General features: G+C 70.3%; 9 protein-coding genes. 3 read left to right on the top strand and 6 right to left on the bottom strand.

Going from position 1 to position 12,324, the window contains the following annotated elements; genetic code table 11:
• Positions 1-7: 7 nt before the first annotated feature.
• Entirely contained in the window at positions 8-1,354 is a 1,347-nt protein-coding gene (locus T8K17_RS24600; RefSeq protein WP_322332361.1) for a DegQ family serine endoprotease, read from the bottom strand.
• A gap of 227 nt (positions 1,355-1,581) precedes the next feature.
• Here T8K17_RS24600 and T8K17_RS24605 point away from each other — a divergent pair, with 227 nt between their 5' ends.
• From T8K17_RS24605 to ligD, 3 genes are all read left to right on the top strand, one after another.
• A complete protein-coding gene (locus T8K17_RS24605; protein WP_322332362.1) occupies positions 1,582-2,766 on the top strand; it encodes a hypothetical protein in 1,185 nt (394 codons plus the stop codon).
• A 128-nt stretch (positions 2,767-2,894) separates the two neighbouring features.
• The gene (locus T8K17_RS24610; protein ID WP_322332363.1) at positions 2,895-3,791 is read left to right on the top strand and encodes a Ku protein; all 897 of its coding nucleotides are present in this window, start codon (positions 2,895-2,897) and stop codon (positions 3,789-3,791) included.
• Positions 3,792-3,805: 14 nt separating this feature from the next.
• Positions 3,806-6,271 carry a DNA ligase D gene (gene ligD, locus T8K17_RS24615; protein ID WP_322332364.1) on the top strand — a complete coding sequence of 822 codons (2,466 nt, stop codon included), beginning with the start codon at positions 3,806-3,808 and terminating at the stop codon, positions 6,269-6,271.
• 71 nt (positions 6,272-6,342) lie between these two features.
• Here ligD and T8K17_RS24620 read toward each other — a convergent pair whose 3' ends face one another.
• Genes T8K17_RS24620 through coxB form a run of 5 tightly spaced genes read right to left on the bottom strand, consistent with a single transcriptional unit; the run spans position 6,343 to position 12,022 of the window.
• Complete coding sequence (locus T8K17_RS24620; RefSeq protein WP_322332365.1) at positions 6,343-7,419, bottom strand: c-type cytochrome; 1,077 nt, start codon at positions 7,417-7,419, stop codon at positions 6,343-6,345.
• The gene (locus tag T8K17_RS24625) at positions 7,416-8,003 is read right to left on the bottom strand and encodes a cytochrome c oxidase assembly protein (RefSeq protein WP_322332366.1); all 588 of its coding nucleotides are present in this window, start codon (positions 8,001-8,003) and stop codon (positions 7,416-7,418) included. The genes T8K17_RS24620 and T8K17_RS24625 overlap by 4 nt, the downstream gene beginning before the upstream one ends.
• Before the next feature lie 8 nt (positions 8,004-8,011).
• Positions 8,012-8,422 carry a hypothetical protein gene (locus tag T8K17_RS24630; protein ID WP_322332367.1) on the bottom strand — a complete coding sequence of 137 codons (411 nt, stop codon included), beginning with the start codon at positions 8,420-8,422 and terminating at the stop codon, positions 8,012-8,014.
• A gap of 1 nt (position 8,423) precedes the next feature.
• Positions 8,424-11,036 (bottom strand): cytochrome c oxidase subunit I, encoded by a 2,613-nt coding sequence (gene ctaD / locus T8K17_RS24635; protein ID WP_322332368.1) that lies wholly within the window; start codon positions 11,034-11,036, stop codon positions 8,424-8,426.
• Positions 11,036-12,022, bottom strand: coding sequence for a cytochrome c oxidase subunit II (gene coxB, locus T8K17_RS24640; protein WP_322332369.1), 987 nt, complete (start codon positions 12,020-12,022; stop codon positions 11,036-11,038). The genes ctaD and coxB overlap by 1 nt, the downstream gene beginning before the upstream one ends.
• Between the last annotated feature and the right edge of the window lie 302 nt (positions 12,023-12,324).

The raw sequence follows: 12,324 nt of genomic DNA on the forward strand, positions 1-12,324 counted from the left end.
GGGTGACCTAACCCTGGACCCGGGTGGTCAGTACCTTGCCGTCCCGCTTGATCGCCAGTTCCCAGCCGCCGCGCGCACTGGCCACCGCCTCGTTGAAGGTGGCGACGCTGTCGATGTCCAGGCCGTTGATGCGCACGACGATGTCGCCCCGGCGCACGCCGATCTGGTCGGCGGCGGTGCCGCGCTTAATCCCGAGCACCACGACGCCGCGGGCCATCTCGTCGAAGCCCTCTTCCACCGCCAGGGCGGGGGAGAGATTGGCGACCCGGCTGCCGGAGAACGGGTTGCGGCCCGACACGTCGGTGACCTGGGCCGGCGGATCCTCGGCCGGCGGCACCATGGCCAGGGAGAGGTCGCGCTCCCGGCCGCCGCGCAGGATCTTGATGGTCACGTCCTCGCCGGGCGCGCGGGTGGCCACCCGGTAGCGCAGGGCGCCGCTGTCGATCACCTCGCGGCCGTCGACCGCGACGATCACGTCGCCGGAGCGCAGGCCCGCCTTCTCCGCCGGACCGCCGGGATACAGGTCGTTGACCAGAGCGCCCACCGGCCGCTTCATGCCCAGGCTGTCGGCCAGGTCGGCGGTGACGGTCTGGGTCCGGGCGCCGAGCCAGGGGCGCACCACGCCGCCGTCGCGGGCCGCGCGCAGCACCGTCGCCACCATGTTGGAGGGCACCGCGAAGCCGATGCCGACCGAGCCGCCGGGGCTGCCCGCCTGGCGGTTGGAGAAGATCGCGGTGTTGATGCCGACCAGCCGGCCGTCGGTGCCGATCAGCGCGCCGCCCGAGTTGCCCGGGTTGATCGAGGCGTCGGTCTGAATGAAGAAGCTGTAGTCGGTGATGCCGACATTGGTGCGCGCCAGGGCCGAGACGATGCCCATGGTCACGGTCTGGCCGACCCCGAACGGGTTGCCGATCGCCAATACCAGATCGCCGACCTCCAGCTCGTCGCTGTCGTGGATCTGCACATAGGGCAGCGGCTCGCGCACCCCCTCGATCGCCAGCACCGCGAGGTCGGTATCCGGGTCGGCCAGCACCAGCCGCGCCTTGAACTCGCGCCGGTCGTTGAGCACGACGGTGATCTCGTCCGCACCCTGGATGACGTGGTTGTTGGTCACCACCGTGCCGTCGGCATCGACGATCACGCCGGAGCCGAGCGAGTTCGCCTCGCGCCGCCGCTGCGGCAGGGACGGGAGCAGATCGCCGAAGAAGCGCTTGAAGAACGGATCGTCGAACAGCGGCGACACGCCGCGGCGCTCGGACAGCACGGTGCGGGTGTAGACGTTGACCACCGCCGGGCCGACCTCCTTGACCAGGGGCGCGAAGGTCAGACTGATCTCGCCGCGATTCTGGGGCACGACATTGGTTTGCGCGGCGGCGGGATTCTGAACCATACAAACGGCCAGTATCAGCCAGACGGCGCGCCAAGCGGCGTTCAGACGCTTCATTGTCGGATCTCCAGCCCGTGCAGGTCGGTTGTGGCCCCGGGCAGCTGTGTTAGGCTTCCCAATCTAGGGAGTCCAGCCGACCGTGCCAGAGGGCATGTTGACCCTGGCCCCCGCGACAGGAAAAAAGGAGGCGCGCGATGACCGACGCGCCGACACCTCGGGGACGGAACCCCGGGACGGGACCGCTGGAGGCAGCCCGCTGCGCCGCCGAGGCGATCGCCGATCATTCCCGCACCCCCACCGACCCCGCCGCTGCGCGGGACGCCTTCGATTTTCTGCGCGCGATGGCCGACGGCCACCCCCATGCCGAGGGCATGATGCGGGTCGCGGTCTGCGGCGCCACCCGGTTCCTGGCGATCGGCCGCCGGGTCGGCGATATCGCCATCGTGCGCGACGCCCACCTGTTCCTCGCCACCCTGTCCCTGCGCGACGAGGACGACCCCCTGCCCCACCGCGCCCTGGCCGAGGCTTCGGTCGACCTGATGCTGGCCGAGGCCCGGCAGACCGGCTTCCACCGGGCGCTCGACACCTACCGCACCGTCGTGGCGATCAGCCTGGCGCGCGGCGGCGACCCCAACGTCGCCTGTGCCCATGCCAAGGGCGCGGCCAACCTCGTCGCCCTGGCGCTGGAGGCCGACGCCCCAGCGGAGGCCGACCGGGCGCTGGCCGATCTCGCCCGCCTGGAGGCCGCCCAGCCGGAGATCCTGCCGGTGCGCCAGCAGCGCGGCCGCGGCCTGTTCAACCGGGTCGCCCATGCCGCGCGGCGGGCCGAGACCGGGTCCGATCCCGATCCGCGGACCGGCCGGCGCACCCCCGATGGCGGCGGCCTGCCGGAGCTGGCGGCGCTGATCGAGGTCGCCCGCCGGGCGCCGGTCGATCCCGATCTGGTCGATCTGGCGGCCGAAGGCCTGTTCGCCTTCGTCACCGGGCTCGGCACGCGCGGCGAGCTGGCCCTGGCCCGCCGCCATTACGACGACCTGTCCGCCCTGTCGCAGCTCCCGGAGGCCGGGGCGCCGGTCCGCCGCCGGCTGGCCGACGCCGCGTTCAACCTGATCACCGACCTGTGCGAGGCGGGCGAAACCGGCACCGCCACCCTGCTCTACGGCGAGCTGTCGGGGCTGTCGGTGGCCCATGACGACGACCCCTCCATCTGCCTCGCCCACGCCAAGGCCTCGGCCAATCTGGTTCTGACCCATCGCGACCGGGGCGACCACGCCGCCGCCGACCTCATCGCCGACGACCTGCGCGGCCTGGTGCTGGCCCATCCGGACGACATGGACCTGATGCAGGTCGCAACGTTTCTGGATCTGGCGGACGCCTGACGGCCTTTCCTTTCGGACTCCGTCGCGCGACTCGCCGCGGAACCGCCGATCCCGGCGGGCGTTTGTCTGTGTGGGACCCGCCGTTGCGGCGCGGACCCCGGCACCACGCCCGATCGACGAGGATCCCGATGCCCATCTCCGCCCGTGCCATCTGGAAAGGTCAGTTGCGGCTGTCGCTCGTCTCCATTCCGGTCGAGCTCTATTCCGCCACCGACCGCCGCGCCCGCATCAGCCTGCGCCAGTTCCATGAACCGAGCGGCGAACGGATCCGCTACGAGAAGACCGTCCCCGGCATCGGTCCGGTCGATACCGACGAGATCATCAAGGGCTACGAGGTCGAGGACGAGTTCATCCCGGTCACCCAGGAAGAGCTGGACGAGATCAAGCTGGAGAGCCGCAAGACCGTCGAGCTGGTGCAGTTCGTCGGCGCCTGCGAGATCGACCCGATCTATTTCGACAAGCCCTACTACGTCGTGCCCCAGGACGAGCTGTCCGAGGACGCCTTCCGGGTGCTCCGCGACGCCCTGAAGGAATCCGAGAAGATCGGCATCGGCCAGATGACCCTCCGCGGCCGGGAATACCTGGTCGCGGTGAAGAACTGCGGCAACGGCCTGCTGCTGGAGACCCTGCATTACGAGGAGGAGATCCGGAAGACGGACTCCTTCTTCGCCGAGCTGGACTCTTCCTCCGCCGAGGAGGACCTGCTGAAGGTGGCGCGCGACCTGATCGCCTCGAAGAGCGAGAAGTTCGACGCCGGCGCCTTCAAGGACCGCTATTCGACGGAACTCCGCAAGCTCATCGACCGCAAGGCCAAGGGCAAGACGCCGATCGCCAAGGGCGGCAAGTCCAGTGGCGGGAGTACCGGCGGCGACAATGTCATCGACCTGATGTCGGCCTTGAAGAAGAGCCTGGCGGACAGCGGCGGCTCGCGGAAGCGCAGCACCAAAGCACCGGCCAAATCCTCAGGTAAATCCTCCGCGAAGAAGTCCAAATCCGGCTCCAGCCCGAGCCGCAAAGCGTCCTGAACGGAGGCCGAGCGATGGCCGCCTCACGCTCCACACCCGACGCCTCCGCCGATCCGACCGAGCGGCTGGAGACCTATTTCGAGAAGCGCGACTTCACCCGCACGCCGGAGCCGCGGGAGGCCGGCGATCCGGCCGGGCTGGCCCTGCGCTATTCCATGCAGAAGCACGACGCCACCCGCACCCATTTCGACCTGCGTCTGGAATGGAAGGGCGTGCTGCTGAGCTGGGCGGTCACCAAGGGTCCGTCCTTCCAGACCGATCAGAAGCGGCTGGCGGTGCGCACCGAGGATCACCCAGTCTCCTATCTCGGCTTCGAAGGCGCGATCCCCAAGGGCAATTACGGCGCCGGCACGGTGATGCTGTGGGACATCGGCCACTGGCGCCCGCTGGAGCCGCTGGAGAAGGGACTGAAGAAGGGCCACATCCACCTCGCCCTGCACGGCCGGCGCCTGACCGGCGGGTGGCATCTGGTGCGCATGGGCGGCAAGAAGCCGGGCGATAAGGGCCGCGAGAACTGGCTGCTGATCAAGGAGGAGGACGAGGCGGCCGGCGAGCGGGACCCGGTGCGGCGCTACCGGCGCAGTGTCTCAACCAACCGGACGTTCCAGGAGATCGCCAAGGACGCGGACGCCCTGCCCTGTGTCGAGCGGGCCAAGACCCGCCCGCGCTTCCGCAAGCTGCAGCTCGCCACCCTGGGCGACCGGCTGGTCGACGGGGACGACTGGTGGCACGAGCTGAAATTCGACGGCTATCGCGCCCTGATCGCCCTGGGGAAGGCGGGACCGAAGATCTACACCCGCAACGGCCATGACTGGACCGACAAGTTCGAGCCCCTGGTGCCGGCGCTCGCCGCCCTCGACTGCGACAGCGCGCTGATCGACGGCGAGATCGTCGCCGGTGCCGGGATGAGCGGCTTCTCCGACCTGCAGAAGGCGATCAAGGCCGGCGGACCCTTCACCTACTACGCCTTCGACCTGCTGGAGCGCGACGGCACCGACCTCACCGCCAAGCCGCTCACCGAACGGCGCGCCGCCCTGGAGGAGATCTTCGCCGACGTCCCGCCCCTGGGTGCCGTCCAGCTCAGCCCGGTGATCGAGGAGAATGCCGGCGCGGTCTTCGCGGCGGTGTGCGACGCCCGCGGCGAGGGCCTGATCGCCAAGCGCCGGGACGCCCGCTACCGCGCCGGCCGGGGCCGCGACTGGATCAAGGTCAAATGCACCCGGCGCGACGAGTTCGTGGTCGTCGGCTGGCAGGAGAGCGACAAGCAGGGGCGGCCCTTCGCCTCGCTCGTGCTCGGTGCCTACGAGAACGGCGACCTGACCTATGTGGGCAAGGTCGGCACCGGGTTCGACGAGCCGACGATGGCGGATCTGGCGGCTACCATGAAGCCGCTGGCGCGCAAGACCGCCCCGGTGGAGGTGCCGGCGGCCGATGCGCGAGGGGTGCGGTGGATCACCCCCAAACTCGTGGCCGAGGTCACCTATTCCGAACTGACCGCCGACGGACGGGTCCGCCACGCCGTGTTCGAGGGCCTGCGCGAGGACAAGCCCGCCGCCGCCGTGAAACTTGGAGGAGACACCATGCCGGACGACGGTCGGGTCGAGATCGCCGGGATCTCCGTCAGCCACCCCGACCGGGTGGTCTACCCCAAGGCCAAGATCACCAAGCGGCAGGTCGCCGACTACTACGCGGCGGTCGCCGACCGGATGCTGGAGACCTGCGCCGACCGGCCGCTCTCCCTGGTCCGGCTGCCCACCGGCCTGGACGGCGAGCGGTTCTTTCAGAAACACGCGGGCACCGGCTTCCCCGACGCGCTGACGACCGTGGAGATCGAGGAGAAGGACGGCGACGACGCGCTCTACATGTACGCGACCGACGCCGCCGGACTGGTCGGCGCGGCGCAGATGGGCACGCTGGAATTCCACATCTGGGGATCGAAGCGCGACCGGCTGGAACGCCCGGACCGCATGGTCTTCGACCTGGACCCCGACGAGGGGCTGGGTTTCGCCGACGTGAAGCGGGCCGCCACCGACCTGCGCGACCGGCTGGACGACCTCGGCCTGCCCTGCTGGCCGATGGTCACCGGCGGCAAGGGCGTGCATCTGGTCGTGCCGCTGCGCCGGGTGGCGGAATGGGAGACGGTGAAGCTCTATGCCCGGATCTTCGCCACCCTGATCGCCGGGGAGGAGCCGAAGCGCTACGTGGCCGAGATGTCGAAGGCCAAGCGCAAGGGCCGGATCTTCATCGACTGGCTGCGCAACCAGCGCGGCGCCACCGCCGTCGCCCCGTTCTCCCTGCGGGCACGCGAGGGGGCACCGGCGGCCGTGCCGGTGTCCTGGGACGAGCTCGGCACGCTGAAATCCGCCCAGGCCTTCCCGCTGGAGGGGGCCCTGGAGCGGCAGTGGTCGGACCTCTCCCTACCGGAGCCGGTCGGCCTGTCGCGCAAACTCGTGAACCGACTGGAAAAGGCAGCGGGCTAACCCGGACCGCTCTGACCCGCTCCGCTTCAGCGCAGCCTCACACTCCGGCCCTGCCTCACTCCGGCGCTGCCTCACTCCGGCGGCTGGGCGGCGTAGAACGCGGCCAGCGCGCGGATATCCGCATCCTCCAGCGCCCGGGCCGCCTCGTGCATCAACGGGGCGCGCGCCGTGCCGCCGCGCTCTTCGGCGCGCCACAGTTCGAGCTGGCGGCGCAGATAGGGCTCCGGCTGGCCCGACAGGCGGGGGAAATCCGCCGACAGCCGCTGCGGCCACGGACCGTGACAGGCGGCGCAGGCCGGCACTTTGGTCGAGGCCGGGGACGCACCGGTGGCGAGACTGCGGCCGCGGGCGACCAGATCCGCGTCGACGGCCGGGGCCGGCTGCGGCGCCGTCTCGCCGTCCTGCCGGGCGAACAGCCGGGCGAGCCGGGCGTCGTCCGTGTCGTCCAGGGTCGAGGCGGCGTGGCGCATGATCCCGCTCTCCCGCGCGCCGGACCGGTAGGCGGCCAGGGTGGCGGCGATATAAGCCTCGCTCAGCAGGTCGAGCCGGGGGATATGGGCGTTGTCCCGGCCCCGCCCATCGGCCCCGTGGCAGGACGCGCAATAGGCCACGGTCGTATCGTCCCCCTGCTCCGTTCTCTCCGGGGCCGCCACCAGATCTTCGTATTGCGCCAGGGTCATGTCCGGCACCCGGGTCAGGAAGGCGACCACCGGCCAGACGTCGTCGTCGCGCCGGTCGGTCGGCCAGGCCGGCATGCCGCTCATCTTCACCCCGTGCTTGACGATCGCGAACAGGTGCTGCGGCTCCCAGTCGGCGACGGCCTCGCGGATCGGCGGCGGAGCCGGCAGCATGGCGCGGACCGTGGCCGTGCGCGCCTCGCCCGGTGCGGCGTGGCAGACCCGGCAGGCGCCGTCGTAATGCCGGGCGCCGAGGGCGACCAGATCCGGGTCGGACAGGTCGGGCACCGCCTCGGCCGAGGGCGCGCGCAGCTCGACCGCGTTGCGGAAGGCCGTGTGCAGCACCCAGGAGACGCCCGGCAGGTGGCCCTTGCGCGCCGAGACGTCGAACAGGCCGAACCCGACGACGAGCGCGCCGCAGACCCCGGCGATGCCGGCGAGGATCGCGGTGTGGAGCAGGAAGCGTCTCATGATCGGGCCACCTTGCGCGGTGTGTCGGCGAGCAGGGTGCGGGCGACCAGCACCAGGCCCGCGATCAGATAGATCGGCGTGCCGACGGCGAGCATGATCATGCCGCCCACCTGCTGGTCGGCCGCCCCGCCGCAGATCTCGGACGGGTAGATCGCGCGGCTGCCGACCATCAGCAGCGCGCCGAGCAGGGTCATGTGCATGGAGGTCAGCAGCAGCCCCACCGGCCCGCCGAGCGACAGGGTGGGCCGCAGCACCGCCACCCAGACCAGCACCCCGGATCCGAGATAGGAAGCCTGCTCCAGGGCGAACCAGAGGGGCGAGGTCTGCGCCGCCACATGGGCCGCCGGCACATGCCAGCCCCAGACGGCGACGAACTCGACGATCACCGCCAGCATCGGCGAGACCCGCCGCGCCCCCCGGCTGTCGGCAAGGGCAACGGCGACCAGCGGCGCGGCGACGGCGACCACGGCGATGTGCCGGGCCATGTGGTCGGCGAAGGACCAGGGCCAGGCGACCTGCGGGGCGAACCAGGCGAGCGCGCAGACGAGAAGCCCGGCGGCGAGGGACAGCGAGGACAGCGTCATCCGCCGCATCACACGCACCCCTCGACGAACACCGCCGGCAGCGCCACGTAGAGCACACCGACGAAGGACAGGCAGGCCAGCAGGAACGAGGCATGGCCCAGGAACTCGTGGCGGTGCTCGGTCACCGGCCGGTGGTGCACGTAGTCGCCGTCATCCATGAAGTCCCACTGCCGCCAGGACCGCCAGGCGATCCAGGCGATCCCGGCGAGCGCTACCGTCGTCGCCCCGCCGATCAGCGCCCGCAGCAGCCAGCCCTCCCCTGCCAGGTCGGGAAGCTTGGCGCAGACCACCGCCGTCGCCGCATAGCAGACGATGAAATGCAGCGCCCAGATCGTGGGCCCGAGGGCGATCAGAAACAGGCTGCTCTGCTCCTCGGAGAAGATCTTCAGCTCGGTCTTTTCCTCCGGCTGCCGCGCCATCTCAGACCATCCTCGGCAGCAGGTCGACCACCGCCGCCGCCACCAGGACGCTGGCGACCATGAAGTTCCAGTACAGCGAGACGTTCCACAGGTCGGCGTCGTAGTCCGGCGTCAGCTTGCCGAACAGGCTGCCGGCCAGGCAGTAGAGCTGCATGATGCAGCCGGCCGACACGTGTACCGCGACCCAGACCAGCACCGCCCAGACCGTCGCCGGATAGACATGGGAGGTCGGGTCGAGCCCGGCGGTGTGGGCCGACCACAGCATCGCCGCTGCCCCGGCCGCCGTCAGCCCGGCGGCAGCGGCCAGCGCCAGGCGGGCGAGGCCGGCCCGCCCGGCCCGGTTGACGACCCGCGCCCCCCTTGTCAGCGCCCAGGACGCGGTCAGCGCGATCGCTCCGGCCCAGACCCAGCCGCGCGCCACATGGCTCGCCCCCTCCGGCGGGAAGCTGTCGCTGGAGGTCCAGAAGTAGAAGAAGCCGAAGATCAGGCTGGCGAAGGCGGTGGCGTCGGCCAGCATGGTGATCCACATGCCCCACCAGCCGGGGGCGGCCGGGCCGGAGACGTAGATCGGCACGGTCAGGCCGAGGCCGATCTCCTTCTCGGTCTTCTCCGGCGGCCTGGCGGTGCCGGTCCACAGCCACCAGATCACGCAGGCAATCGCCAGCACGCCGCAGACGATGGCCGGCGGATACCAGTGGAAGGTCGGGAAGATGAACGCCCCGCCGGTGAACGCCGCCGCCAGATGGGTAATCCAGGTCGGCCCGCCGACGCGCAGGCACTGCACCGGCACCGCGTCGAGCACCGTGGTCACCAGAGTCTCGCGCTTGCCCTCGGCGGCATCGGCCAGGTAGTAGCGCCCGGCATCCATCCGCTCGACCAGCTTGGGCTGGTCCCACAGGGGGTAGCGGCTCTCGATATACGGGATCGAGCGCGCGCCCCAGCCCTGGTCGGGAATGTCGTGCGCCCATTCCAGGGTGCCGGCGTTCCACGGATTGCGCGCCGTATAGGGCTGGCGCCCCTTCGGCCGGACCAGGTCCCAGGCGAAGACCAGGAACCCGGCGGCGACGACGAAGGCGCCCACCGTCGAGATCAGGTTCGGCAGGTCCCAGCCGATATCGCCCGGATAGGTGTAGACCCGGCGCGGCATCCCCATCAGCCCGCTGAAATGCATCGGCATGAAGGTGACGTTGAAGCCGACGAAGGCCAGCCAGAAGGCCAGGCGCCCGAGCCGGGGCGACATCTGCTTCTTGGTGAAGAAGGGATAGAAGTAATAGACCCCGGCCATCACCGGGAACACCATCCCACCGAAGATCGTGTAGTGCAGATGGGCGACGATGAAATAGGTGTCGTGCACCTGCCAGTCCATCGGCGCCAGCGCCAGCATCACCCCGGTCAGCCCGCCCGCGGTGAAGATCGCCAGCGACCCGGCGATGTAGAGCATCGGCACGCTCCAGGTCACCCTTCCGACCATCAGGGTGGCGAGGAAGGCGAAGATCTGGACGCCGGTCGGGATCACCACCGCTTCCGACGCGGCGGAGAAGAAGCCGAGCGACAGGGCCGGCAGGCCGGTGGTGAACATGTGATGGGCCCACAGCCCGAAGGACAGGAAGCCGGTCCCCACGGCCGAGAGCACGATCCAGGAATAGCCGAAGATCGGCCGCTGGGCCGCCGTCGGCACCACCATGGCGGCGATGGCGATCGACGGCAGGAAGATGATGTAGACCTCCGGATGGCCGAAGATCCAGAACAGGTGCTGCCACAGCATGGGGTCGCCGCCGCGCTCCGGATCGAAGAACGGCCAGTCGAAGCTGCGCTCCAGCTCGAACAGGAAGTCGCCGGCGATCAGCGGCGGGAAGGCGAACAGGATCATCCCGCCGACCACCAGCACGTACCAGGCGTAGAGCGGCATCAGGTTGATCCGCATCCCCGGCGGCCGGCATTTGAGAACGCCGACGATCAGCTCGACCGCGGCGGCGATGGAGGCGACCTCGATGAAGGACAGGCCGAGCAGCCAGATGTCCGCGCCGACCCCTTCGCTCTTGGTGGCCAGCGGCGGATACATGAACCAGCCGGAACTCGGCCCCACGCCGAACAGCACCGAGCCGAGCACGAAGATCCCGCCGATGAGAAAGCACCAGTAGCCATAGGCCGACAGCCGCGGGAACGGCATGTCCCGCGCGCCGAGAAAGGCCGGCAGCAGCAGGATGGAGATCGCCTCGAACATCGGCACGGCGAACAGGAACATCATCGCCGAGCCGTGCATGGTGAAGAACTGGTTGAACGTGTCCGCCGGGAGGAAGTCGTTGTCCGGCACGGCGAGCTGCACACGGATCAGCAGCGCCAGCACCCCGGCGCAGAGCATGAAGAAGAAGGCGGTCAGCGAGTACCAGGTGCCGACCTCCGAATTGTTCACCGCCGACCAGTAGCGCCAGCCTTTCGGCGTCTTCCAGGTCTCGCGCAGCCGCTCCTCCGAGGCCTTGGCAAAGTCCGGGTCGATCGGCGCGTCGAGCATGGCCGGGGTCGGCGGATACGCGTCGCCATGGGCGGCGGCCGCATCGCTCGGTTCATGCCGGCCGCCTTGGTTGCGGCCCTGCCGATCAGGTGCGTCGGTCATCAGGGGAGCCCCTTCAGATACTGCGCCAGATCCGCCAGATCCTGCGCCGCCAGGTCGCGGTAGGTCGGCATCCGGACGTCCGGCTTGATATGGTCGGTGTTGGCGAGCCACTGGCCGAAGGCCTCGGCGGTCGCCGGCAGGGTGCCTGCGGCGATGGTCCGCCTTCCGCCCACATGGGTCAGGTCCGGGCCCAGGGTGCCCACGGCGGGTGTGCCGCGCACCGTGTGGCAGGCGCCGCACCCCTCGGCCAGGAACACCTCGCGGCCGCGGGCGGCCGAGGCATCCGCCGGCTCGGCGGCGTCCGCGCGCTCGCTCTCCAGCCAGGCGGCGAAATCGTCCGGCTGCATCACGACCACGCTGAACGCCATCAGTGCGTGGCTGGTGCCGCAGAACTCGGCGCATTGGCCGCGGAACTCGCCGGTGCGGGTCGGCTCGACCGCCATGCGGGTCTCGCGGCCGGGGAACATGTCCATCTTGCCGGCCAGGTTCGGGACCCAGAACGAGTGGATGACCTTGGCCGCGCCCAGTTTGATCTCGGTACGCGCGCCCACCGGCAGGCGCAGCTCGTTGGCCGAGACCACGGGCTCGCCGTCCTCCGGCAGGTATTCGACCCGCCACCACCACTGCTCGCCGGTGACCCGCACCGTCAGACCGTCGCCGGGCGCGCGCTGGTCCGGCATGATCGACAGGCCGTAGGACAGCAGAACGGCGAGCACGATTGTCGGAAAGGCGATTCCGGCACCGATGATCAGCGCCTCGCCCACCCTTTGGGAATGACGGCGGGCGCTCATCCGGGTGACGTAGAAGAAGGCGCCGTTCAGCAGGATCCAGAGCACCACCGCACCCGCCAGCAGCACCCAGAACAGATCGGCCAGCACCTCGGCATCGACCCCGGCGGGATCGAGCACCGATTGCGTGCCGCTGCACCCGGCGAGCCCGGTCAGCCCGGCGGCCAGCCCCCCGGCGCGCAACGCCGACCTGCTCATCGCGGGCCCCCGGCGCGCGGGAACGGGGTGGGGCGGCGCGGAAGAGCGTATGGAGGGTCTGCGGGTGACGACGGCATGGCGGCAAACCCTGCGGGCAACGAGACAGGCGGACTAGACGGGCGGAATCCGGGCCGAAGCCTGGTGCCCGCCGGGCGGCGATACCGACGCAACGCACACAGCGCGCGCGGGTTCCCGCACGCGATGCATCTGCCGGCCTCCCGATGACCCGCGGGCTCCCGGTGGCCCGCGCGGCGCCGCCGGGGATTCTTGCTCCCCTTAAATGTTATGTTATAACATTACTA

Source organism: Thalassobaculum sp. OXR-137 (assembly GCF_034377285.1).
In the GTDB taxonomy this organism is placed as follows: Bacteria; Pseudomonadota; Alphaproteobacteria; order Thalassobaculales; family Thalassobaculaceae; genus Thalassobaculum.